The organism is Aestuariibaculum suncheonense, assembly GCF_014596935.1.
Lineage (GTDB): Bacteria > Bacteroidota > Bacteroidia > Flavobacteriales > Flavobacteriaceae > Aestuariibaculum > Aestuariibaculum suncheonense.
In genome coordinates this window covers 60,784-86,406 of sequence record NZ_JACVXC010000003.1, presented here as the reverse complement: position 1 = coordinate 86,406, position 25,623 = coordinate 60,784, and the positions used below count along the sequence as shown (strand labels likewise).

Annotated in this window: 24 protein-coding genes; 10 read left to right on the top strand and 14 right to left on the bottom strand. The window is 33.6% G+C overall.

The genetic code is table 11. The features are described 5' to 3' along the window. Positions 1-3 precede the first annotated feature (3 nt). From hisG to ICJ84_RS08735, 11 genes are all read right to left on the bottom strand, one after another. On the bottom strand, positions 4-861 hold the full coding sequence (hisG, locus tag ICJ84_RS08785) for an ATP phosphoribosyltransferase (protein ID WP_188216022.1): 858 nt from the start codon (positions 859-861) through the stop codon (positions 4-6). Between the two features lie 329 nt (positions 862-1,190). Continuing rightward, a complete protein-coding gene (locus ICJ84_RS08780; protein ID WP_188216021.1) occupies positions 1,191-2,006 on the bottom strand; it encodes a prohibitin family protein in 816 nt (271 codons plus the stop codon). Between the two features lie 13 nt (positions 2,007-2,019). Further along, complete coding sequence (locus tag ICJ84_RS08775; protein WP_188216020.1) at positions 2,020-4,053, bottom strand: VWA domain-containing protein; 2,034 nt, start codon at positions 4,051-4,053, stop codon at positions 2,020-2,022. A gap of 52 nt (positions 4,054-4,105) precedes the next feature. Continuing rightward, on the bottom strand, positions 4,106-4,852 hold the full coding sequence (gene fabG, locus ICJ84_RS08770; protein ID WP_188216019.1) for a 3-oxoacyl-[acyl-carrier-protein] reductase: 747 nt from the start codon (positions 4,850-4,852) through the stop codon (positions 4,106-4,108). Positions 4,853-5,006: 154 nt separating this feature from the next. Further along, positions 5,007-5,879, bottom strand: a complete 873-nt coding sequence (gene sucD, locus ICJ84_RS08765) for a succinate--CoA ligase subunit alpha (RefSeq protein ID WP_188216018.1) — start codon at positions 5,877-5,879, stop codon at positions 5,007-5,009. A gap of 73 nt (positions 5,880-5,952) precedes the next feature. Further along, positions 5,953-6,891: a UDP-3-O-(3-hydroxymyristoyl)glucosamine N-acyltransferase gene (locus ICJ84_RS08760; protein ID WP_188216017.1), complete on the bottom strand. Its 939-nt coding sequence runs from the start codon at positions 6,889-6,891 to the stop codon at positions 5,953-5,955. Positions 6,892-6,897: 6 nt separating this feature from the next. Next, entirely contained in the window at positions 6,898-7,467 is a 570-nt protein-coding gene (efp, locus tag ICJ84_RS08755; RefSeq protein WP_188216016.1) for an elongation factor P, read from the bottom strand. A gap of 32 nt (positions 7,468-7,499) precedes the next feature. Next, positions 7,500-8,285, bottom strand: coding sequence for an acyl-ACP--UDP-N-acetylglucosamine O-acyltransferase (gene lpxA, locus ICJ84_RS08750; protein ID WP_188216015.1), 786 nt, complete (start codon positions 8,283-8,285; stop codon positions 7,500-7,502). Positions 8,286-8,307: 22 nt separating this feature from the next. Beyond that, the gene (locus ICJ84_RS08745) at positions 8,308-9,714 is read right to left on the bottom strand and encodes a bifunctional UDP-3-O-[3-hydroxymyristoyl] N-acetylglucosamine deacetylase/3-hydroxyacyl-ACP dehydratase (RefSeq protein ID WP_188216014.1); all 1,407 of its coding nucleotides are present in this window, start codon (positions 9,712-9,714) and stop codon (positions 8,308-8,310) included. Then, entirely contained in the window at positions 9,705-10,727 is a 1,023-nt protein-coding gene (lpxD, locus tag ICJ84_RS08740) for a UDP-3-O-(3-hydroxymyristoyl)glucosamine N-acyltransferase (RefSeq protein WP_188216013.1), read from the bottom strand. Before lpxD ends, ICJ84_RS08745 begins: the two co-directional genes overlap by 10 nt. Positions 10,728-10,843: 116 nt before the next feature. Then, positions 10,844-12,064: an HD domain-containing protein gene (locus ICJ84_RS08735; protein ID WP_188216012.1), complete on the bottom strand. Its 1,221-nt coding sequence runs from the start codon at positions 12,062-12,064 to the stop codon at positions 10,844-10,846. Between the two features lie 106 nt (positions 12,065-12,170). Between ICJ84_RS08735 and porX the strand changes: the two genes are divergently transcribed. The 4 genes from porX (at position 12,171) to ICJ84_RS08715 (ending at position 15,033) form a co-directional block, all read left to right on the top strand. Continuing rightward, on the top strand, positions 12,171-13,724 hold the full coding sequence (gene porX, locus ICJ84_RS08730; RefSeq protein ID WP_188216011.1) for a T9SS response regulator signal transducer PorX: 1,554 nt from the start codon (positions 12,171-12,173) through the stop codon (positions 13,722-13,724). Between the two features lie 91 nt (positions 13,725-13,815). Next, entirely contained in the window at positions 13,816-14,220 is a 405-nt protein-coding gene (gene tsaE / locus ICJ84_RS08725) for a tRNA (adenosine(37)-N6)-threonylcarbamoyltransferase complex ATPase subunit type 1 TsaE (RefSeq protein ID WP_188216010.1), read from the top strand. Between the two features lie 185 nt (positions 14,221-14,405). Further along, positions 14,406-14,549 (top strand): hypothetical protein, encoded by a 144-nt coding sequence (locus tag ICJ84_RS08720; protein ID WP_188216009.1) that lies wholly within the window; start codon positions 14,406-14,408, stop codon positions 14,547-14,549. A gap of 7 nt (positions 14,550-14,556) precedes the next feature. Further along, the gene (locus ICJ84_RS08715) at positions 14,557-15,033 is read left to right on the top strand and encodes a hypothetical protein (RefSeq protein WP_241748728.1); all 477 of its coding nucleotides are present in this window, start codon (positions 14,557-14,559) and stop codon (positions 15,031-15,033) included. Here the strand turns inward: ICJ84_RS08715 and ICJ84_RS08710 are convergent. Then, positions 15,030-17,486, bottom strand: coding sequence for an outer membrane beta-barrel protein (locus tag ICJ84_RS08710; RefSeq protein ID WP_188216007.1), 2,457 nt, complete (start codon positions 17,484-17,486; stop codon positions 15,030-15,032). The genes ICJ84_RS08715 and ICJ84_RS08710 overlap by 4 nt on opposite strands. A gap of 181 nt (positions 17,487-17,667) precedes the next feature. Between ICJ84_RS08710 and ICJ84_RS08705 the strand changes: the two genes are divergently transcribed. The 4 genes from ICJ84_RS08705 (at position 17,668) to ICJ84_RS08690 (ending at position 20,994) form a co-directional block, all read left to right on the top strand. Beyond that, positions 17,668-18,867: an alanine dehydrogenase gene (locus ICJ84_RS08705; protein ID WP_188216006.1), complete on the top strand. Its 1,200-nt coding sequence runs from the start codon at positions 17,668-17,670 to the stop codon at positions 18,865-18,867. A gap of 43 nt (positions 18,868-18,910) precedes the next feature. Next, positions 18,911-19,261, top strand: coding sequence for a hypothetical protein (locus tag ICJ84_RS08700; RefSeq protein WP_188216005.1), 351 nt, complete (start codon positions 18,911-18,913; stop codon positions 19,259-19,261). A gap of 8 nt (positions 19,262-19,269) precedes the next feature. After that, entirely contained in the window at positions 19,270-19,866 is a 597-nt protein-coding gene (locus ICJ84_RS08695; RefSeq protein WP_194408548.1) for a sugar transferase, read from the top strand. Between the two features lie 63 nt (positions 19,867-19,929). Next, on the top strand, positions 19,930-20,994 hold the full coding sequence (locus ICJ84_RS08690) for a polysaccharide biosynthesis protein (RefSeq protein WP_188216004.1): 1,065 nt from the start codon (positions 19,930-19,932) through the stop codon (positions 20,992-20,994). On the opposite strand, the gene ICJ84_RS08685 is transcribed toward ICJ84_RS08690, so the two are convergent. Further along, entirely contained in the window at positions 20,977-22,164 is a 1,188-nt protein-coding gene (locus ICJ84_RS08685) for a proline dehydrogenase family protein (protein ID WP_188216003.1), read from the bottom strand. The two genes, ICJ84_RS08690 and ICJ84_RS08685, sit on opposite strands and share 18 nt — an antisense overlap. A 98-nt stretch (positions 22,165-22,262) precedes the next feature. Here ICJ84_RS08685 and aroB point away from each other — a divergent pair, with 98 nt between their 5' ends. Continuing rightward, complete coding sequence (gene aroB, locus ICJ84_RS08680; protein ID WP_188216002.1) at positions 22,263-23,330, top strand: 3-dehydroquinate synthase; 1,068 nt, start codon at positions 22,263-22,265, stop codon at positions 23,328-23,330. A 45-nt stretch (positions 23,331-23,375) separates the two neighbouring features. Here the strand turns inward: aroB and ICJ84_RS08675 are convergent, their stop codons facing one another. Continuing rightward, entirely contained in the window at positions 23,376-24,500 is a 1,125-nt protein-coding gene (locus tag ICJ84_RS08675; protein ID WP_188216001.1) for a DegT/DnrJ/EryC1/StrS family aminotransferase, read from the bottom strand. A 124-nt stretch (positions 24,501-24,624) separates the two neighbouring features. Between ICJ84_RS08675 and ICJ84_RS08670 the strand changes: the two genes are divergently transcribed. Beyond that, positions 24,625-25,623: an SDR family oxidoreductase gene (locus ICJ84_RS08670; RefSeq protein ID WP_188216000.1), complete on the top strand. Its 999-nt coding sequence runs from the start codon at positions 24,625-24,627 to the stop codon at positions 25,621-25,623.

Genomic DNA, 25,623 nt, shown 5'->3' with positions numbered 1-25,623 from the left:
AAATTAAAGAACCATTTTTTCAATCGGACAAACTAAAATACCTTGAGCTCCTTTGGCTTTCAGCTCATCAATAACATCCCAGAATTCGTTTTTACTGATTACTGAGTGTACCGAGCTCCAGCCTTCCTGAGCTAACGGCAATACCGTTGGACTTTTCATGCCAGGTAAGACATTAATGATATCCTGAATTTTATCGTTTGGCGCGTTAAGTAAAACGTATTTAGATTCTCTTCCTTTTAAAACAGATTGAATTCTGAATTGAATTTTCTCAAGAATGGCTTGCTTTTCCTGATTTAAAACAGGTGAAACCGCTAAAACAGCTTCAGATTTCAATAGCGTTTCAACCTCTTTTAAATTATTTTTAAACAGTGTACTTCCACTGGAAACAATATCGCAAATCGCTTCTGCTAACCCAATATTCGGAGCGATTTCCACCGAGCCGTTAATAATGTGGATGTTTGCTGAAATTCCTTTCTCGTCAAGATATTTCTGGACCGTATTCGGGTAAGATGTCGCTATGCGTTTTCCTTCCAAATCGGTAAGTCCGTTATATTTCGTTGCTTTAGGCACAGCAATACATACACGACAGGTTGAAAACCCTAATTTTTCGGCAATACCAATGCCTTCGCCTTTTTCAATTAAAACATTTTCACCTATAATGGCCGCATCAACAACGCCGTCTTTAAGATATTGAGGAATGTCGCCATTTCGCAAATAAAAGACTTCTACAGGGAAGTTTCTAGCCGAAGCTTTTAATTGATCTTTTCCGTTATCGATAGAGATACCGATATTTTTAAGCAATTCCATGGATTCGTCGTGTAAACGACCAGCTTTTTGTACTGCAATTCGTAATTTACTCATTAGTTCTTTTCGGTTTATATGAGTTTGAAACAATTAGTTGGTTTAGAAATAAAAAACCCGCTTGATTGTCTCAAACGGGTTTTAAAATATGTTGAATTTATTCAATACATTTTCACTTCGCTTGAGAGCAAATTTGAAAATGATGATGATGTGCTTGAATAAATGTCATTTTTTCTATTTCTGTTTCACAAAGATTTAAAATAAAAACCTATTATTCCAAATTATGTGATGTTTTTTTTGAAGTATTTAACTTTTTCCAGTTTAAGTAAGTTTAATTTAATTAAAATTCAAAATTTACTGAAATAGCTAAAATATCTCTAAACTGAAATTTACTGATTCCCTAGAATGATTGGCATACCGCTATCTCCCGAACCAATAACAATCACTTTACTGTTTGGCGATTCTGATAATTTAACCGTGGCTTCAATACCTTTATCCTGAAGAATTTTATCAGTTAACGAGGCACTTAAAATTCTATTGGCATCAGCCTTACCTTGAGCTTCAATAATCACTTTTTCTGCTTCTTTTTGAGCAGTTACTAATCTGAATTCGTACTCTAACGATTCCTGCTCTTGTTTAAGTTTGCGCTCAATAGCATCTTTAATTGTTGGTGGTAAAGTCACATCTCTCACCAACACTTCATTTAACTGAATGTATTGACCTTCAACAATTTTTTGAGTTTCTTCGAAGATTTCCTGTTGAATCGCGTCACGTTTACTCGAATATAACTGCTCAGGTGTATAACGTCCAACCACACTACGAGCAGCAGAACGAATAGCTGGCAAAAGAACACGGTCGATGTATTGCTCACTTTTCTCCTGATGAAGTTTTCCTAACTGATCGTATTTAGGCTGAAACCACACAGAAGCTTCCAACTTAATATCCAATCCGTTTGACGATAATACATTCATTTTTTCTAGTTGTTCTTGCTGACGCACTTCGTAAATAAAGACTTTATTCCAAGGGGCTACAATATGAAATCCCTCATTTAGCGGCGGTTCATCGGTTACAACACCACCATCAAAGGTTTTATACAACACACCTGCTTGACCAGAACCTATGGTTACCGCTGATTTTGATAATAAAACAATTAAAACTACTGCAACAATAATTACAGGAAATGCAATTTTTGGTAATTTTTCCATCTATATATTTAGTTTAAATTAATCCGTTATATTTTCTTAAAAACCACTCAGCACTCAAGCTAAGGGCAATTATAATTAATAGATACTTCCAATCTATTAAAGGTAAGCTATTTTTATGGCTTTTCTGAATCGCGGTAAAACGATTATCGTTAAGTAAGTCATTAATTAGAGTATTGGTATCATTTATAAAATAAGCCTTTCCTGAACTTTTAGTAGCCAAATGCTCCAGTTTTGTTACATCGGCGTTTAAAAATTGCTGCTCAACATTGTATTCAAGAATCGTGAAAGTTCCCGATTTAGAAATATTAGACTCCTCTGCCTTTACCGTAAAATTATATTCTGAAGGTGGCAAGCTACTTAAGTCGACTTCGTAATTACTATTTTTAAGAATCAAAGGAAAGGTTTTTGATACATTAGAAACCTTGTCGGTTACTGTGATATTTAAACTTTGACGTTCATCAAAAATGTAATTCTTATCAAAATATTCCGCGGTAATAACAACATTTCCTGAGCCGTTATAAAACGATTGATGTTCAATGTTTAATCGGCTTTTTAATTTATTGGACGCTAAATACTGAATGAGTTTATTAATGAAATTATCGAATTCGTTAAAGGATTTTGACTCGATGTAACTTTGTGCACGCCATTGCCAGATGTTTTCCCCTAACAGTAAAGCTTCTCGCCTACCTTGCGTTTCAAAGGTTCCTAACAGCGGTTCTCCTACTTCAATACCATTTAACGTTTTACTTAAAATTGTTTCGAATGGCACCAACGGAATTAAAGAACTGTAATAAGAATATAGCGGTGGAAATGATTTAAAATCAATATCGTTAACTAAAAACGGTGTATAATTTTTATCTAAAGCAGCTTGATAGTTTTCCGTATTATAAGTCACTTCAAATTCATAAATTTTAGTATTGTTGTTCAAAAATTCTACATCGGTTTTAGGACCAACAATAACAAATCGGTTTTTATTGTCGTCATCTAATTTTTGAATTAATTCTTTAAACTTATTATTTGGCTGATATAATATAATTAATTGAAAATCATTCATTTGATTTAAAATTGATTTTGAATTAAAGAAAGATACCGAACGTTGCTCATTACTTTCGATGCTCTTTTTTAGTGCACCTAAATCCGGATGCATTATATCGCTTACAATGGCGACTTTTGTTTTTTGATCAATAACTTCTACCGCAAAATTTTTAGAGTTATTGATAATGTTTTTTTCAGAATCCAAAGGTGTTAGAGTTGCTTTATAAATCTGAACTCCTACTTGATTCGCTGGTAAAGTGAAATTGATAATTTTAGAATTCTTCTCTTTTGAAAAATTCACAGTTTCAGAATAGACTACAGTATTACCAAGCGTAACTGTAAATTGAGATTTCACTGAACCATTTCCGTTGCAAACCACAATGGTTTCAATAGGGAATTTATTTTTTAAATAGGCGTATTTATTAACGTTAAGTTGTTGAATTTTTAAATCAGTATAGGTTACTGTATCGCCTAAAATTATTGGGTAAATAGGCTGTTTGTAATCGTTGTAAGCGAATTCATAATTATTACCATAGGTTTGATTACCATCGGTTATAAGTAGTGTTGGCGCTACACTTTGCTTATAAATTTGAGAAAGTTGTGAAAACGCCTGATTAATGTTGGTTTCCTGTTCTGAAAATGAAAGCGAATCTGAAGGATTCAAATGATTCCCGAACGTATAAACACTTAAATCAAACTTGTCTTGTAATTGTTTGTTTGATGTTAATTGATTTAAAAGTACAACCGTTTCTTCATCGTGTTTTAAATAAGATACCGAAGCTGAATTATCGACAGCCAAAACCAGATTTGGCTTCTCTACAGTCAACACAACCTGTTCAAATTTCGGATTAATAAGCAGTAATAAAACCGAGAATACCGTAGTAAAACGTAGAAACAAAAAAAGCATGTTTAATTTAGACATGCTTTTTTTGTTTTTATAATACTGAAATCCCGCTATAAATAAAGCAGCTATTCCAGAAATTATGATGTATACCAGAGTTTCAGAACTCATTAATTTACATAAAGTTTAAAAGTGAGATTTCCGCTTTAGCGAAAATGGAAAATTAGGTTAACATTCCACCATCTACGTTTAACGTTTGCCCTGTTACATAAGCACTCATATCAGACGCTAAGAACACACATACGTTAGCTACATCTTCAGGGGTTCCACCACGTTTTAATGGAATACCGGCTCTCCAGCCTTTAACGACTTCTTCATCTAATTTAGCAGTCATTTCGGTTTCAATGAAACCTGGAGCAACAACGTTACTTCGAATGTTTCTTGATCCTAATTCTAAAGCAACAGATTTAGAGAAACCAATGATACCAGCTTTTGAAGCTGCATAATTCGTTTGCCCAGCATTACCTTTAACTCCAACAACAGAACTCATATTAATGATAGAACCTTTACGTTGTTTAAGCATGGTGCGTTGTACTGCTTTAGTCATGTTGAATACAGATTTTAAGTTTACTTCGATTACTGTATCGAAATCTTCTTCTGTAATACGCATTAATAAATTATCTTTAGTAATACCGGCGTTGTTTACTAATACATCAATACTACCAAATTCTGCAGCTACGTCATCAGCTAATTTTTGAGCTTCATCAAAACTCGCAGCGTTACTTTTATAGCCTTTAGCTTTTACTCCCAAAGCGATTAATTCTTTTTCAAGTTCGTTAGCCGCTTCTACTGACGAGCTGTACGTAAACGCTATATTAGCACCTTGAGCAGCAAAAACTTGTGCGATACCTCTACCAATACCTCTACTAGCTCCAGTGATAATGGCCGTTTTACCTTCTAATAATTTCATGTGATTACTTTAATTTTATGTCATCATAACTCTAAAATTACGAGCTATGCATTTCTATTGGATATTTCCTTAATTCAAATATAACAAATACAAGTTGCAACAAATAAAAAACCTCACAAATTATTGCGAGGTTTTTCAGATATGTTTAGAGAGATTATCCTAAAACTTCAGCAACTTTCTTTCCGATTTCAGCTGGAGAATCCACTACGTGAATTCCACATTCTCTCATGATTTTCTTTTTAGCCTGAGCTGTATCATCACTACCGCCTACAATAGCACCAGCGTGACCCATTGTGCGTCCTGCCGGAGCAGTTTCACCAGCTATAAATCCGATGATAGGTTTTTTACTTCCGCTTTCTTTATACCATTTGGCAGCATCAGCTTCTAACTGACCACCAATTTCACCAATCATAACCACCGCTTCTGTAGCAGGATCGTTGATTAATAACTCAACCGCTTCTTTAGTAGTCGTTCCAATAATTGGATCTCCACCAATTCCAATAGCTGTAGTAATACCTAATCCTTGTTTTCCAACCTGATCAGCAGCTTCATAAGTTAATGTACCTGATTTAGAAACAATACCTACTTTACCTTGCTTAAATACAAATCCTGGCATGATACCAACTTTAGCTTCTCCCGGAGTAATTACACCTGGACAGTTAGGACCAATTAAACGACAGTCTTTATCTTTAATATAGTTTGATGCCGTAATCATGTCTGCAACAGGAATCCCTTCAGTAATTGTAATGATTACTTTAATACCTGCATCAGCAGCTTCCATAATCGCATCGGCAGCAAAAGCTGGCGGTACAAAAATAATAGTAGTATCAGCACCTACTTGATCCACAGCATCTTTAACTGTATTAAAAACAGGTTTATCTAAGTGTGTTTGTCCTCCTTTACCAGGAGTTACACCACCTACTACATTAGTTCCGTATTCAATCATTTGGCTAGCGTGGAAAGTACCTTCACTTCCAGTAAACCCTTGAACTATTATTTTTGAATCTTTGTTTACTAAAACACTCATTTTTTTATTATTATTTTAAATAAAGCTGCACAAAAATACTTTTTTTGAATATACTTTGGGCAGCATTTTTGATTTATTTTTTAGATTTTAATTCTTCTAAAATTTTAGGGATTTGCTTTACTAAAGCCAAGCCTTTTAGGTGTTCCTTAGCTTCCTGAGCCGGAGTTCCCCAATAGGTTTTACCTCCTTGTAAAGATTTACTAATTCCCGATTGTGCATGAACTACAGCCTTAGCTCCAATTGTAATGCCGCTAGCACACCCCACCTGTCCCCAAATAGTGGCTTCGTCTTCTATTATAACACATCCTGCAATACCTGCCTGTGACGCAATCAAGCATTTTTTACCAACAACAGTATCATGACCTATTTGAATCAGGTTATCCAATTTAGAACCTTCTCCAATGATTGTGTTTCCAGTAACGCCTCTATCTATGGTGCAAGATGCCCCAATATCAACGTTATCTTGAATAATTACACGACCACTAGATTTTAAACGATCAAACCCTTCAGGGCGCTTTTTATAGTAGAATGCATTAGCACCCAAAACCGTGTTGGCATGAATGGTAACGTTATCACCAATAATAGCATCATCATAAATGCTTACATTCGAATGAATGACGCAGTTTTTACCAATAACTACATTGTGACCGATAAAACAGTTTGGCTGAATAACAGTTCCCTCTCCTATTTGAGCTGAATCTGAAACTTGAGCATTTGAAGCTTTAAAAGGCTTAAAATGATTAGTAATTTTATTGAAATCTCTAAAAGGATCGTCGCTTACCAACAAAGCTTTGCCTTCAGGACATTCAACTTCTTTGTTAATTAAAACAATAGTTGCAGCTGAATTTAAAGCTTTATCATAATATTTTGGATGATCAACAAATACAATATCGCCAGGCTCGACAACATGTATTTCATTCATTCCTAAAACAGGAAAATTTTCATCCCCAACAAATTCACAATCGATTAATTGCGCAATTTGCTTTAAAGTATGTGGTTTTGGAAATTTCAACTGAAATTATTCTTTTACGCGTTCCTTGTAAGTTCCTTTTTCAGTCTCAACTTTAATTTTATCGCCTTCGTTGATGAATAAAGGCACGTTTACAATTGCTCCAGTTTCAACAGTAGCTGGTTTTGTAGCGTTAGTTGCTGTATTTCCTTTAACTCCAGGTTCTGTAGCTGTAACTTCTAAAATAACACTTGCAGGCATTTCAACAGAAAGCGGCATATTGTCTTCAGCATTAATCATAACCGTTACAACTTCACCTTCTTTCATTAAACCTGGATTATCTAAAGCAGCTTCAGATAATTGAATTTGAGAATAATCTTCAGTATTCATGAAGTGATAATACTCTCCATCATTATATAAAAACTGGAATTTATGGGTTTCAACACGCACATCCTCTAACTTATGTCCTGCCGAAAAGGTATTATCTAACACCTTTCCTGTTGTTACACTTTTTAATTTTGTTCTTACGAAAGCAGGACCTTTTCCTGGTTTTACATGTAAAAACTCTATGATTTTATAGATATCGTTATTGAATCTTAAACATAATCCGTTTCTAATATCGCTAGTTGTTACCGCCATAATATATGTATCTAATAATTGATTTATAAATTTTAATTTGCTTTAAAGTATCCTTTCATAATACCACGTTGAGAATCTTTAATAAACTGAAGGATTTCATCACGCTCTGGTGTGGCTTCCATTTCAGCTTCAATAATTTCTGCAGCCTGAGTGTTATTGTAATTCTTTTGATAAAGTATCCTGTAAATATCTTGTATTTCTCTTATTTTATCTGTTGAAAAACCACGACGTCTTAATCCTACCGAGTTAATCCCTACATAAGATAACGGCTCTCTCGCTGCCTTAACAAACGGAGGCACATCTTTACGAACTAACGACCCTCCTGTAACAAAGGCGTGATTTCCAATAGAAACAAATTGATGCACCGCAGCCATACCAGCTAATACCACATAATTCCCAACTGTAATATGACCTGCCAAGGTACTGTTGTTAGAAAATATACAGTTATCACCCACAACACAGTCGTGAGCGATATGACAGTAAGCCATGATTAAACAATTATTACCAATTACGGTTTTCATTCTATCAGTGGTCCCGCGGTTGATGGTAACACATTCTCTAATGGTTACATTGTCACCTATCTCAACAGTGGTTTCTTCGTCGTTATATTTTAAATCCTGTGGAACGGCTGAAATTACAGCACCTGGAAAAATATTACAATTCTTCCCGATGCGAGCACCTTCCATAATGGTTACATTACTTCCTATCCAGGTTCCTTCTCCAATAATTACATTATTATGAATAGTTGTAAACGGCTCGATTACAACATTTTTTGCGATTTTAGCACCCGGATGAACGTATGCAAGTGGTTGATTCATTTGTTGGTTTTGTCTTAAAAAGTTATTTTACTTTAGATATCTGCGCCATAAGCTCGGCTTCTGCACATAATTTTCCGTTAGCATACGCATATCCTTGCATGTGGCAAATACCTCTTCTAATAGGTGTTATTAACGTACATTTGAATATTAACGTATCACCAGGAGATACTTTTTGTTTGAATTTAACATTGTCCATTTTCATGAAGAATGTTAGATAATTTTCAGGGTCTGGCACGGTGCTTAATACTAAAATACCACCTGTTTGTGCCATAGCTTCTACAATTAGTACACCTGGCATAACCGGAGCTCCAGGGAAATGCCCCCTGAAAAAGTCTTCGTTCATGGTAACATTCTTAGTTGCCGTCACATGCTGATCGCTAAGTTCAAAAACCTTATCAATTAATAAGAATGGTTGTCTGTGTGGTAACATAGCCATAATTTGAGTCACATCCATTAATGGTGTTTGATTCAAATCAATATTCGGCACATTATTACGACGTTCATTCTTAACTATTTTCGATAATTTCTTAGCGAACTGTGTATTAATGAAATGACCAGGCTTATTAGCGATAACTTTACCTCTAATTTTGGTTCCCACTAAAGCTAAATCACCAACAACATCTAACAATTTATGCCTGGCTGCTTCATTTGGATGATGCAAAGTTAAGTTATCTAAAATACCGTTTGGCTTAACGGCAATAGAGTCCTTTTTAAAGGCCACCTTTAATTTCTCCATAGTTTCAGGAGATAATGGTTTATCTACATAAACAATTGCGTTATTTAAATCTCCACCTTTAATTAAACCATGCTCTAAAAGCATTTCGATTTCATGTAAAAAACTAAATGTTCTGGAAGTAGAAATTTCATCTTTAAAATCAGAAACCTGATTTAAAGTAGCATTCTGAGTCCCTAAAACTTTAGTTCCGAAATCAACCATAGTAGTTATTTGATACTGATTTGCCGGCATCACAAGAATTTCACTTCCAGACTCTTCGTCGGTATACGACACAATATCTGTTACTACAAATTCTTCTCTAAAAGCATCTTGCTCTACAATACCCGCTTTTTCAATAGCTTCCACAAAAAACTTAGACGATCCATCCATAATTGGAGGCTCTGAAGCATTTAATTCTAGAATAACGTTATCGATATCCAAACCGATTAACGCCGCTAAAACATGCTCTGAAGTTTGAATAGTAACTCCGTTCTTTTCTAAACATGTCCCTCTTTGGGTGTTTGTAACATAATTTGCATCAGCTTCAATAACAGGCGTACCCTCTAAATCTACTCGCTTAAATGCTAATCCGGTATTAGCAGGAGCAGGTTTAAAAGTTAAGGTAACGTCTTTACCTGTATGTAAACCAACACCAGTTAAAGAAATTTCTTTCTCTATTGTTTTTTGCTTCGTTTCAGTAACTACTATTCCCATTTATTTTTTTCTAAATCATTAATGTTTTTAACAATCTTAGGTAGGTTCTTAAAGTGAACGTACGACTTATTATAATCACTTAGTGTTATGGCTGGGGAGCCCTGTAACACCTCATTATCTTTTACATTTCTTGTTATTCCGGATTGGGCCTGAATTTTTACATTGTTACCAATAACAACGTGTCCAACAATACCAACCTGCCCTCCAATCACACAGTTTTCTCCTATTTTAGTAGAACCGGCAACCCCCGTTTGAGCAGCTATAACAGTGTTTTTTCCAATCTCAACATTGTGAGCAATCTGAATCTGATTATCAAGTTTGACCCCCGTTCTTATAATTGTTGAACCTAAAGTCGCTCGATCAATAGTCGTTGCAGCACCAACATCAACATAATCTTCAATAATAACGTTTCCGGTTTGAGGCACTTTATTATAACCTCCGTTATCATTAGGGGCATAACCAAAGCCGTCAGCTCCAATTATAGCTCCAGAATTAATCACACAGTTTTTTCCGATTAAGGTTTCAGAGTAAATTTTTGCCCCTGAAAACACAATGGTATTATCGCCAATTACTGAATTATCTCCTATATATGCGTTAGGGAAAATTTTCACATTCTCTCCTATTTTTACGTTTTCACCTATATATGAAAATGCACCAACGTAAATATTATCACCATAAGATGAAGATTCGGCAATAAACGATGGCTGTTCAATCCCCGTTTTATTAAGCTTAACGGAATTGTAATATTCAAGAATTTTGGAAAATGCTAAGTAAGCATCATCAACTTTAATCAAGGTTGTTTCAATAGCATCTTCAGGTTCGAATGTTTTATTAACAATCGTAATTGAAGCCTTGGTGCTGTATATATAGTGTTTGTATTTCGGATTCGCTAAAAACGTTAAAGAGCCCTCAGTTCCTTCTTCAATTTTAGAAAGCTTAGACACTTCAGCATCAGGATTTCCAACGACATCACCCATCAAAATCCCTGCTATTTGTTCTGCTGTAAATTTCACACTTTAAAGTTTGATGATTTAATATATTGGGCAAAAATAGGAAAAATGTCCTAAAGTTTTTCATCTATGCCCGCTTATTGTTTGAAAGACTAATCGTCGTTTTATAGGTTAAAAGCCTAAGTGGTTTGTTTTGGGTAACATATATAGTATTTTGTTACCGGCTTAGCTAGTGCTTTTATATTTAAATGGTCAGAAGCCTTAACTACATCCTGAATTTTACCAGATTTATGTAAAATATTTATACTTTTTTTATTGAGTTGGTATGCCTGATTTGAAATATCACCACTAAACACAAAATACGAGGCTTCTGCTCTGCTTATATTGTACTTACGCTCTAATGCATTTAAATAATTCTCCAGAGCTTCCTCTTTAATCGGCTTCTTCTTTAATTTTATGGTTAGAAGGTTTCTATTGATTATCATTTCACATAAATGACTTAATACAAAATCGGATTCAAATTGCCATTCCTTCATAGCCGAAATAATATCGTAATCATCTAGTTGTGCAAAAACATTTAAAGTATCATCATTAAAATCATCTAACATAATTTTATTTTCCAGAAAGTAAATTAAAGACTTACTCGCCGAAAGTTTATAGCCTTCACTAGACAATTCTTTGGCTCGCTTCAACACTCTAATTAACAATTGCTCAGCCACCAAACCTGTTTTATGTAAATACACCTGCCAGTACATTAAACGTCTGGCTACAATAAATTTCTCGACACTATAAATACCCTTTTCTTCAACAACCAATTCATCATTTACCGCATTCAACATCGTTATTAACCGCTCACTATTTACATTTCCTTCTGCAACTCCGGTGTAAAAACTATCACGCTTTAAATAATCGGCGCGATCGATATCAAACTGTCCTGAGATTAATTGACACATAAACGCCCTTGGATATTCACCTTTGAAAATTTGAATCGCCAACGTTAAACTTCCGTTAAATTCCTCATTCAAGCGTTCCATAAAAAGTAAAGAAAGCTGCTCGTGAGACACACCATTTACTATACTGTGCTCCATAGCATGCGAAAAAGGCCCGTGACCAATGTCATGAAGCAAAATAGCTACATATAACCCAGTTTCTTCTGCATCAGAAATCGCAACCCCTTTAAAACGTAGTACATTAACCGCCTGCTGCATTAAATGCACGCAACCTATAGCATGATGAAATCGCGTGTGATGCGCTCCTGGATAAACCGTGTAGGACATGCCCATTTGGGTAATTCTTCGTAAACGTTGAAAATATCTATGCTGAATTAAATCGAATATTAAAGAATTCGGAATAGTAATAAATCCGTAAATTGGGTCGTTTAATATTTTAAGTTTGTTCAAACTTTATTCATTAAGGTTTATGCTAACAAATATAAATATATAGACCGTCTGAACAAAAGACATTCAGAAAACAAATTGAAATAAATTAATTATTAAAAATATTTAAATGAGTACAATACAAATACTTTGGGTAGATGATGAAATCGATTTACTTAAACCACACATATTATTTTTAGAGCAACGTAATTATAACGTTACAACCTGTAAAAGTGGTAGTGAAGCGATTGATATTTTAGAAAACGAAAAGTTTGATATTGTCTTTTTAGATGAGAATATGCCTGGCCTTACCGGTTTGGAAACATTAAGCGAACTAAAAGCCAAGCAAGACAATCTTCCGGTGGTGATGATTACCAAAAGCGAAGAGGAATATATTATGGAAGAAGCTATTGGCAGTAAAATAGCAGACTACCTTATAAAACCTGTGAATCCGAATCAAATCCTGTTGAGTTTAAAAAAGAATTTAGATCATTCTCGGTTAGTTTCTGAAAAAACAACATCCAGCTATCAGCAGGAATTCAGGAAAATCGCAATGGACTTAGCTATGGTGAACTCTTATGAAGAATGGGTGAATTTATATCAAAAACTATTGTATTGGGAAATTCAACTGGAAAATATTGAAGACCCAAGCATGTTTGAAATTTTAGAATCTCAGAAAACGGAAGCTAATATTCAGTTCGGTAAGTTTATTGAGAAAAATTATGTCGATTGGTTCAAGCCTCACACCGAAGCTCCAACCATGTCTCACACTTTATTTAAAGAAAAGATTGTTCCGGAACTTAGCAAAGAACAACCTACCCTTCTAGTTGTTGTTGATAATTTGCGTTACGATCAGTGGAAAGTATTTGAGCCTATCATTAATAATCATTACAAAAAAGAACACGAAGAAGCATTTTTTAGCATCCTTCCTACCGCAACACAATATGCCAGAAATGCTATATTTTCTGGTTTAATGCCGAGTGATATGGAGAAACTATACCCACAATACTGGAAAAATGACACCGATGAGGGCGGCAAGAATTTACATGAGGAAGATTTTCTGCAAACACAAATGAAACGATTAAACCTAAATCATTTAACCTGCGAATTTCATAAAATCACCAATTTAAAAACAGGGAAAAAACTCGTAGAGAACTTTAAGACGCTTAAAAACAACGACCTTACAGTAGTGGTTTACAACTTTGTAGATATGCTATCTCATGCCAAAACAGAAATGGAGGTTGTTAAAGAATTAGCATCTAATGATAAAGCTTACAGGTCATTAACTTTGAGTTGGTTCAAAAATTCACCGCTTCTCGAAATGATTCAACAGGCACAGCAACTCGGTTTTAAGCTAATCATTACTACAGATCACGGCACTATTAATGTAAAAAATCCTTCTAAAGTTATTGGTGATCGAGATACAAGTTTAAATTTGCGCTATAAAACTGGCAGAAGTTTAACTTACGAAGAAAAGGAAGTGCTTGTTATTAAAGATCCAAAGGAAGTACATTTACCATCTATTAATATGAGTAGCTCTTATATTTTTGCTAAAGGTGATTCATTCTTTGCTTATCCTAATAATTACAATCACTACGTTAGTTACTATAGAAACACCTATCAGCACGGTGGCGTTTCTTTGGAAGAAATGATTATTCCTTTTTCGGTTTTTTTACCAAAATAATCTATGAAACACATAAAAAATCCGATTAAACGTTTAAAATGTTAGCGTTTTTCGTATATTATTTGTAAAATTGTTTATAAATTTGAAAGAATTGGAAATAAATTATAATCTTGACAATCTTGATGATGTAGCAGAGCAAATTATCAAGAACCTTAAAACCAAGACATTATTGTTTTACGGAAATATGGGTGCAGGTAAAACAACTCTGATTAAAGCCTTAATTAAAGCTTTAGGGAGTGATGATGAAGTTAGCAGCCCTACTTTTTCAATTGTTAATGAATATGTATTGAAAAATGACAAAGTGTTTCATTTCGATTTATACAGAATTAAAGATATTGAAGAAGCTTATAATTTTGGAATAGAAGATTATTTAGATAGCGGACATTGGAATTTAATAGAATGGCCAGATGTCATAGAAGAATTATTACCAGATCATTTCGACACGGTATCTATAGATTTGAGAGAAAGCAATAACAGACAATTAGTTTTAAAATAGCAAACAATAACGTTTAAGTTAAATGACATAAAAACACATTCAATCCGAAATTTGAAGTTTTACGGTAAAACCACATCAAAAAAATAAAAAAAACATGTTTTTAACATTTTTTTAACATTTTAAGAAAAACTTCAAATTAGCCTTTAGTTACATTTGGGTAATTAATTAATTAAATCCCTTAAAAAATGAAAACTAAAAAGTATTTAATCGCAGTAGCGATCTTCGGAGGAATGTTGTTCACAGCTTATGCCGCTAACGCAGTTAACCAAAATGAGCAACAAACAGCAAAAATTGAAAAATCAAGAATCAAAGTTCCATCGGCTGGATAGGAAAAGCTTGATTATAGGGAGTATCATCGCTACTCTTATAGCCATGACTCCTTATTTATTTTACTTATATGAAAGTGTTCCTGATCAACGTATCTGGAACACTTTTTTGTTTAATTATGAAAGCAAATATTACGAAAGTGCTTTTGTATTAGCTTGGACATTAACAGGGAAAATTATACCTATTTTTCTATTATTTATTTGGTTTTTTACATGTCGCCACTGGTGGTACCATGTACTTTTAGTTCCAATTGCTATGTATACTTACCAAATACTTATAACAATTAATGATGATACGCAATTCATTGATTCGAATCAGTTAATTTACATGATTCCAATAATGGCTGTTATAATACCTTCTATCTACCTTATTAGAGCCCAAATCTTCAATAGAATTACTAGCGTAGACAAAACAATGGAGGAATTGGAAGAAGAATTCAAAATGACTCCTAAAAACTTTTGGGATAAACTTAAAAACTATTTTTAATTTGGAGATTTAACTTCTAATCTATCACGTTCATTTATGTTAATTTCTTCCTTATTGTTGGATAGCTTGCTGTTTCCAAATTTGTAATTAAAACCTAGGGTAAGCATTCTGTTTTCTAAACGAGATTTCATTATTAAATCCTGATCAGCGTAATTATTTAATACATCAAAATTCTGTGTATTAAAAACATCCGTCACTCCAACAGAAATTGAAGCCTTATTCTTCCATAATGCTTTTCTAACATTAATATCAAGGCCATGTCTTGCAGTATATAAAGAAGGTCCGTCAACTACAGATGAAATATAATTATACGATAAATCTATATTAAGACTTTTGTCTGTCAATAATGAAAAATAATTTATTATCTGCGTATATATCGACCATCTATTATTAGTTAAGGCATTATTATTCAGATTTGTGTAATATCTTCCTTCGTAATAAAATAAAGACGTTAAAGCATACAGATTCCAGTTAGGGACTATATTAGTGTAAGTCATAAAATCTAACCCATAAGAAATATTTCTGTCGGTATTTGTATTAGCATATCTAACAATATTGTTTATATTATCTTGTTGAAATAACTGAAGTGAAGGGTCGTTTTCAATACGATAATACACCTCAAATGTGTAAGTGTTCTTTAGGTTATACCCTAAGGTAAAAACATCGTCAATCTGAGGTTTTAATTCTGGGTTTCCTATAATGTAAGTATTATCGTTAAGATAGTATTTAAAAGGGTTTAAATCATTGTATCTAGGCCTATATATTCGTTTGTTATAACTAACATACACTTGATGATTATCATTAATTTGGTCAGATAAATAAAGTGACGGAAAGAATTTCGTATACTTAAAAGTGTTCAAGCTACCAGATAAAACAGATTCACCACTTAAGCCGGTATGCTCTACTCGTAATCCTGTTTTGAAACTCCACTGTTCCCAGTCTTTTGAAAAACTGGAATATATAGCGTAATTTTGCTCTTTGTATAAAAAAGTATCCAGCTCATCAATATCTTCTGACTTTTGCCCATTATTAATGGTAAACTGATTTATAAAACTATCAGAATCAATATCAGAAAATTTTAAACCCACTTCAAACTGTGCATTATTATTTAGCGGTAATTCGTAATCTATCTGGCTGGTATAAAGTTTTGTTGTTTGATCTGAATTTGTCTGAAAAGTATTTTGCCTATAAGCTGAAGTTTCGTTTGGTAAAAAATAATCGGTATCAACATTCTGTGAACTTGAATACTGGTAATTGGTATGATGCATATTAATCAACAACTTCTCGCCTTCTTTCTTAAATTTATGAACAAAATCAATATTGAGGGCTAAATTATTTGTTTTTAAATCCGCATGATTTGTCGTGTTGAAAATAGAATCTAAAATGCGATTTGCATCAAACATTTTGGTAGTCGAATTCACCTCGGTTTTCGTGTTTTTTTCAGGAGAAATTAAAACATTTGAAGAAAAACTAAGCGTATTGCTTTTGTCTAAATCATAATCCATATTCAGATTTAAATTATGATTCATAGATTCTTTTGTTCTTTTAAAATCGGTTTCCCAAATGGAAGACGTTAGATTGTTTTCGTCTTTAAAATTTACAAACTCATTATTATGCCTGTAATCTCTTCTTGGGCTTACGCTATAATTAATGTAAGTGTTTAATTTATTAGTTTTAAAAAAATGACTTGTACCTAAAGAATATTTAGGGTACTTATGGCCTTGTTTGTAATTCCCAAACACACTTCCGTTATAACCTGTCACGATATTTTTGCTTGTTATAATATTTATAACAGCACTCCCCTCGGCATCATACTTAGCCGGAGGACTAGTGATCACCTCAATTGATTTTAAATTTTGAGCTGTAGAACCTTCTAATAACTGCTGAACCTCGTTTGTTGATAAATACACGCGTCTATCGTTTAAATAAATAATAGGTTCTCCGTTTTTTACAGATATTTTATTATCGGAAACAATAACACCTGGTGTATGTTTCAAAACATCCAACACGTTAAGATTGGAAAGTGTTGAGTTTTCTACATTGAAAACCATTCGGTCAATTAATCGTTTTACCGTAGGTCGCTTAGCAGTAATTGTTATACCTTTCAGATTTTCTGTTTGTTCTTTTAATACAATCTCATTTAAATTCATTGATTTTTCTAAATCAACCGACAAAATATAATTTTCAAAACCTAAAAATGAAATTTTTAAAGTGTAGCTTCCTTTTTTAAGATGTTCTAAAATAAAATCCCCATCTTCATCAGTTGTTGTGCCTTTTACGATTTCTAATGAATCAGACAATAAAATAACATTGGAAAACGCTATAGCGGCTTTATTTTCATCTACCACAAGTCCGGTAATAGTGTAGTTTTGCGCTAAAGTTATAAGCGGAAATAAGAGTATAAAATGTAGTGGTAGTTTTCTAATCATAGAAAGATTTCTACTTACAAACATATCAATTTTTATTTAATTTTTTTTAAGGGAAAACCATAAACACGAAAACTTTTTCACTTAAGAAATATAAAATCAGATGAATAACATAATTCTGCTTAAGCTTAAAATATTTTCATATTACTTAAATGTACTATCTAAATAATTTGTAATTTAACTTTCTGATATCAACCCAGCATTAAGCATGTCTAAACAACTGTCTCCTTTCACAAAACAACAACTTTTACCACAGGAAGAAACTCTTGAAATTTTCAAACGAAAAGGCGAACTTTTTATAGGAATACCTAAAGAAACTGCCTTTCAGGAAAATCGTATTTGTTTAACCCCAGATGCTGTTTTTGCTATCGTAAGCAACGGACATCGGGTATTACTAGAGTCAGGTGCCGGTGATGGCGCCAATTTTAGTGATAAGGATTATAGCGAAGCTGGAGCTGAAATTACAAAAGACACCGCAAAAGTATTTGCCTGCCCGATGATTTTAAAGGTAGAACCGCCTAGTTTGGAGCAAATTAAGATGATGAATCCTCAAACGATTCTAATTTCGGCATTACAACTTAAAACGCAGTCTAAAAAATACTTTGAAGCCCTTGCTGCAAAACGAGTAACAGCTTTGGCTTTTGAATTTATTCGAGATGCCGATGGTAATTATCCTGCAGTGAAATCTCAAAGTGAAATTGCAGGAACAGCCGCAGTTTTAATTGCTTCCGAATTATTAACGGATGCCAAAAGTGGTAATGGTCGTATGTTTGGTAATATTAGTGGAGTGCCGCCTTTGGAAGTGGTTATACTTGGCGCTGGAACTGTAGGTGAATTTGCAGCCAGAAGCTCTATTGGCTTGGGGGCTAGCGTTAAAATATTCGACAACTCCATTACTAAATTGAGGCGTATTCAAACGCATTTAGGACGTCCATTGTACACTTCTACCATTCAGCCTAAAATTTTAACCAAAGCATTAAAGCGTTGTGACGTGGTTATTGGAGCCGTTCGTGGCAACAATCGCTCCCCTGTTATCGTTACTGAAAACATGGTGCAAGGCATGAAAAAAGGCTCTATTATTATTGATGTCAGTATTGATATGGGGGGCTGTTTTGAAACTAGTGAAGTTACCTCTCACAAACAACCTACATTTGTAAAGCATGATGTTGTTCATTATTGCGTGCCTAATATTCCAGCCAGGTACTCCAGAACATCCTCATTGTCAATAAGTAATATTTTCACGCCTTACCTTTTGAAAATTGCCGAAGATGGTGGTGTAGAAAATTCAATAAGATTTGATAAAGGTTTGAAAAATGGGTTGTATTTTTACCACGGCATTTTAACAAACAAATCTGTTGGCGAATGGTTCAATTTAAATTACAGCGATATTAATCTCATTATTTTTTAATAGCCGTTTCTTTTACCAATTAAGCCAATTATAAATTTTATACATGAAATTAATTCAACGTATTGGGTATTATCTTGGCGGATTTTCATTCGGTTTAATCATTTTAGCATTCTTTTTAAACGGAAAAAAAGTATCCTGCAGTTATGGCCCTGACGCTCGTGTTTTAAAGAATATCCGACAAAAACAAATCGTTTACCCTTCTAATAATCAAGATACTTTAGCTATTAATTACATACTTAAGAAAGGTGATGTTAATTTTTCTGAAAGTGATACTCGAAAAGAACCTTGTGGTTTATATGTTGTAGATGGAGAATATCAGGAAAAAGAAATCAAATTAACAATAGAGAATTGCGATAGTATCGCTACGATAACCTCAATTAAATACAATAATTAAAATGCATTATGCGAATAAAACGAGCGTTTGATATTACATTTTCATCATTAGCACTTGTTTTATTAGCTCCACTCCTCCTGTTTACGGCTTTTCTTATTAAATTAGATTCTAAAGGACCGGTTTTATTTAAACAATCTCGGGTTGGCGTAAATAATGAAGATTTTACAATTTTCAAATTTCGAACCATGCGAATAGATACTGAAAATAAAAATCTACTAACTTTAGGAGATAACGACAAACGCATTACAAAACAAGGTTTCTTTTTACGTAAATATAAAATTGATGAACTTCCTCAACTGATAAACATCCTTTTAGGAGATATGAGTTTTGTTGGTCCGAGACCAGAATTACGTCATTACGTTAATTATTATTCTGAATCTGACCAAGATATTTTATCTGTAAAACCAGGTCTTACCGGTTTAGCATCATTAAAATATCGAAATGAACCAGAAGTTTTAAAATTAGCAGAGAACCCAGAACTATTTTACATTCAAACCATCATGCCCGATAAACTGAAGATCAATAAAGAATACATACAGAACCGAAGTTTTTTCATGGACTTAAAAATTCTGTCCCAAACATTTATTAAAATTGTTTTTGATTGAAATTTTTCGGTTTGCACGTCTATCTTATAATATCTACTTTGCAATAGCTTAAACAACACCTTCATGAAGAGCACTATTGATTATTATATAGATCAACTTATTAATCATACTAATTTATTTGACTCTAATATCAATACGTTTGATTCGGAAAAAACTCTCGATTTCACTAATGAAGTTATTTTAATTACAGGTGCTGCAGGAACTATAGGTGAAGAATTATTCAGGCAACTTACCGGGTGCCAATACCAAAAAATCATTTTAGTTGATATTGCGGAATCTGCACTTTATAATCTTTCCATTGAATTTCAAAAGCAAATAACTGACGCTATAGTTTTCAAAGTCGCCAATCTAAATGATTTTGCTTCAATAAAACACATTTTCGAAACTTACAAACCAACAATGGTTTTTCATTGTGCAGCTTACAAACATGTGCCTCTCATGGAAGTCAATCCTTATGAAGCTGTAAAAACAAATATTTTAGCAACAAAAGAGCTTGCGGATCTATCGACAAAACATCAGGTGGAGACTTTTGTGTTCATTTCCTCTGATAAAGCTGTTGAACCAACAAGTATTATGGGAATGACTAAAAATATCGCCGAACAATACTTAAACAATATAACTTCTGATCCGAAAACAAAATTTACAATAACACGTTTCGGTAATATATTAGGCTCCAGTGGTTCAGTTTTACCTGTGTTTTTAAAACAAATCGAATTAAACTTGCCTGTAACCATCACAAGTAAAGACATGACACGTTTCTTTATTGGGAAACAAAAAGCATGTCAACTAATACTTGAATCTACTAGAATTAAAAACTTAAAAAACAATACTTTAATATTTTCAAAAAGCCAACCTGTAAAAATTTCAGACTTAGCAAAAAGTGTTATTTCAATTTCAAAAAAAGAAAACTTAACAATTGAAGTTACAGGCATTCGTTCAGGCGAAAAAATGCATGAAACCATGATTTCAGTAAACGAAACTTTAGCTTTCACAGAGCACCCAGATATCTTTTTAATTGAAGACAAAAAAAAGTCTGCTAAAAAAATAGCAGACTTTAAATCTTTAGAAAATATTACTCCTAACCTATCAACTCAAGAAGTTGAATCTATTTTAAGAGCATTCTTGTAATGTTTTTCTGCGTTTCTTTTCTTTAGTCAATAAATTTAACTCCCGTCCGGTTTGTCCTGCTACCGAAGTATTTTCTTCTGCACGACGAATTAAATACGGCATCACATCTTTTACTGGTCCGAAAGGAATGTATTTAGCAACGTTATATCCTAAATTCGATAAATTAAAACTTATATGGTCGCTCATACCATACAACTGACCGAACCAAATACGAGAATCATTCTGCACTAACCCTTTTTGCTTCATCAAGTCCATTAATAAATAAGAACTTTCTTCGTTATGTGTACCGGCGAAAAGCGAAATATCTTCAATATTATTTAAAATATAATTTAAGCAGTCATTAAAATTTTCGTCAGTTTCAGCCTTACTTGCGCAGATTGGAGTTGGATACCCCTTCTCTTCGGCTCTTTCATTTTCCTTTTCCATGTAAGCTCCACGAACAACCTTATATCCTAACTTATAACCCTCAGATTTTGCTTTTTCATGTTCTTTTCTTAAGAACTCCATTCTGTCATGACGATACATTTGAAGTGTATTGAAAACAACCGGCTTCTCCGTGTTATACTTCTTCATCATATCAGTCACTAAAGCATCAGCAGCGTCTTGCATCCAACTTTCTTCGGCATCAATCAAAACAGCAATATTGTAATCCTTTGCCTTTTTACAAACGGCATCAAATCGACCAACTACTTTATTCCACTCGTCCTGCTCTTTTTCGGTAAGGACTTCTCCTCTACCTAATTTTTCATATAAATGAAAACGACCAAACCCTGTTGGTTTGAAAACAGCAATAGGAATCGCTTTTAATTCTTTAGAGAATTCCATGATTTTCAATACCACATCGCAAGCGTTATCAAACTCTTTTTCGTTTTCTTTTCCTTCAACAGAAAAATCAAGCACAGAGCTCACGCCTTTTTCGTACATTTTATTGATTACAGGCAAACAGTCTTCCTCGTTTACACCACCACAAAAATGATCGAACACTGTAGCGCGGATAAGACCTTCAACCGGCAAATGTGCTTTAATTGCAAAATTTGTCGCAGCTGTTCCTATACGAACCAAAGGCTCTATGGATATCATTTTGAATAAAAAGTAAGCGCGTTCTAATTCAGAATCGCTTTTAAGCGCAAAGGCCACTTCTGTGTTGTCGAATATGCGTTCTACACTCATATAGAATCAAAATTTATAAAAAGTAATGCGAGCGAAGTTATCATTTTATGGAAAATCTCCTTAATTTCACATCCTTAAAAAAAAGTTAAATATTTCACATGAATTCTATCAGCTCAGGCAATTGTACTATTCATTTCAATGAATCGTGTTATACATCTATAAACAAACACATTAAAGAAAATAATTTCTCAAAAATATTTATTCTAGTTGACGAAAATACACATGAATTTTGTCTGCCATATTTCTTAAAACAACTGGAAACCGAGATTGTAATTGAAATTATAGAGATAGAATCTGGCGAAATAAACAAAACCATTGATACTTGCGTAGGTGTCTGGAACACTCTTTCTGAACTTGATGCAGACAGAAAAAGCCTTTTAATTAATATTGGTGGTGGCGTTATTACTGATTTAGGTGGTTTCGTTGCCTGCACTTTTAAGCGCGGTATAGCTTACATTAACGTGCCAACAACTTTACTATCGATGGTCGATGCTTCTGTTGGCGGAAAAACAGGTGTCGATTTAGGACATTTAAAAAATCAGATTGGTGTTATTAGCAATCCAGATTTAGTATTAATAGATACTCAGTTTCTAGCAACTCTACCACAAAACCAAATGCGCTCGGGTTTAGCCGAAATGCTGAAACATGGTCTTATTAGTAGCGAAAATTACTGGAATAAATTTCAGGATTTATCACAAATGAATGTGGAAGATTTAGACCTACTCATTCATGAATCGGTTTTAATTAAAAAGAATGTCGTAGAAATCGACCCTTACGAAAACGGACTTCGTAAAACTTTAAATTTCGGACACACTTTAGGACACGCTATAGAAACTTATTTTTTAAGCAGCCCTCATAGATCAACACTTTTACATGGCGAGGCTATTATTATAGGCATGATTTTAGCCGCTTATATTTCTACGGAATTAGCTGGTTTCCCAAAAGAAACTACTTTAAAAATTAAAGAGTTCTTTACCGAATACTATGGGAAAGTCGAAATAACAGAAGAGGAACGCCAGCCTATTATGGATTTATTGAAATACGACAAAAAGAACAATCACGGCAACATCAATTTCGTGCTTTTAGAAGCTATAGGCAAACCTAAAATTGATTGCCTGGTCGACGATAATATTATTATTGATGCATTTGAATTTTATTCTTCATAAAACTTAAAAAAAGCCCGCATTTATTTTGCGGGCTTTTTTATCTATTTAAAGTGTTTTTGAAATAACTCCGACAATTCTTCCTAAATCTTCCTGACTTAAATTAGAACCACTAGGTAAACAAAGTCCGGTTTCAAAAAGATGTTCAGAAATACCATTTGTAAAACTTAAGCAATCTTTAAAAACCGGCTGCAAATGCATTGGTTTCCATAGTGGACGGGATTCTATATTTTCTTTTTCTAAAGCCAAACGAATACGTTCACGCATATCAAAGGACTCTGTTGTAATACAAGTCAACCATCGGTTCGATTTAAAATTTTCAGGTTCCTCTAAAAAAGTTATTTCGGCGAACTTAGATAACTCAGATTTATAAAAGTTAAAGTTATTTCGCCTGGCTTCCACTCTATTCTTTAAAACTTTCATTTGTCCGCGACCAATTCCTGCTAACACATTACTCATTCTGTAATTATATCCTATTTGAGAATGTTCATAATGTGTGGCTTTATCTTTAGCTTGATTTGACAAGAATATAGCATTGTCTTTTAATTTTGAATCCTTGACAACTAAAGCACCTCCCACCGATGTTGTTATAATTTTATTCCCATTAAAAGAAAGCACACCAATATCTGATAAATTCCCACAAGGTTTGCCGTGATAACAACTACCCAGTGCTTCAGCAGCATCTTCTATTACAGGAATCTCATACTGTCTCGCAATAGCATTTATTTTGTCGGCCTGATAAGGCATTCCGTATAAATGAACAGCAATAATAGCTTTAGGCTTTTTATGTTTAGAAATCCTGTCTTTAATAGCGATCTCCAAAAGCTCCGGAGACATATTCCAAGTAATCGATTCACTATCCACAAAAACAGGCTTGCCCCCCTGATAAACGACTGGATTTATCGAGGCCGAAAACGTAAAACTCTGACACAACACTTCATCTCCAGCAGAAACTCCTAATAAAATTAAAGCTAAATGAATTGCTGATGTTCCGGAATTTAAAGCTACAGGATAAGTATCTACTCCTAAAAAATCCTGCAAGTCCTTTTCAAAATCATTAATATTATCACCCATAGGTGCCACCCAATTTGTTTCAAAAGCATGTTTGACATAATCTTGCTCTAAACCACTCATATGTGGTGGAGATAAAAAAATCTTCTTTTTAGTAGTCATTAAAAAAAACAGATAAGCCTATTAAAAATTAAATGTAATGATAGTTGTTAAGATTATTAGCAATTTTTACTCATATTTGTAGCTGGGCAGGATTTAAAAATAAAAAAGAGTTTAATACACCAAAATGACATCAGAGCAATCAGACATACTGAAACATAAACACGTATTAATTACCGGTGGTGCTGGTTTTATTGGCTCTAATCTTTGTGAACATCTTTTGTCTTATGATATTAAAATAACTTGCTTGGATAATTTTTCAACAGGAAAAAGAAAAAACATAGAAGCCTTTAAAGATAATCCTAATTTCAATTTGATTGAAGGCGATATTAGAAACTTATCTGATTGTAAAAAAGCCAGCGCTAATGTAGATTATGTTTTACACCAAGCAGCTCTAGGTTCTGTGCCTAGATCAATAGCTGACCCTATCACCACAAACGATGTAAATGTTTCAGGGTTTTTAAACATGCTTGTAGCCGCAAAAGAGGTTGATGTTAAACGATTTATTTATGCAGCAAGTTCTTCAACTTATGGAGATAGCAAATCTTTACCTAAAGTAGAAAATCAAATTGGAAAACCACTCTCCCCTTACGCCATTACAAAGTATGTTAATGAATTGTATGCCGATATTTTTCATACTACTTATGGTTTAAATACTATCGGACTTCGGTATTTTAATGTTTTTGGAAGACGTCAAGACCCTGATGGCGCTTATGCTGCTGTTATTCCTAAATTTGTTCAACAACTCATGAATCACGAATCGCCAGTTATTAATGGTGATGGAAGTTATTCCAGAGATTTTACCTATATCGACAATGTGATTCAAATAAATATTAACGCTTTAACAACAACAAATACACAAGCTTTAAACACTATATATAATGTTGCTTTTGGTGAACGCACAACGCTTTTGGAGTTGACCTCGCTTTTAAAAACATATTTGTCAGAATACGATAGTTCCATACAAAATATTGAAATTAAACACCAAAAGAATCGGGTTGGTGATATCCCGCATTCTCTAGCATCTATTGACAAAGCAAAGGAATTACTAAATTACAACCCTGAATACGATATAAAATCTGGTTTACAAGAAGCTGTTAGGTGGTATTGGAACCATTTGAGATAA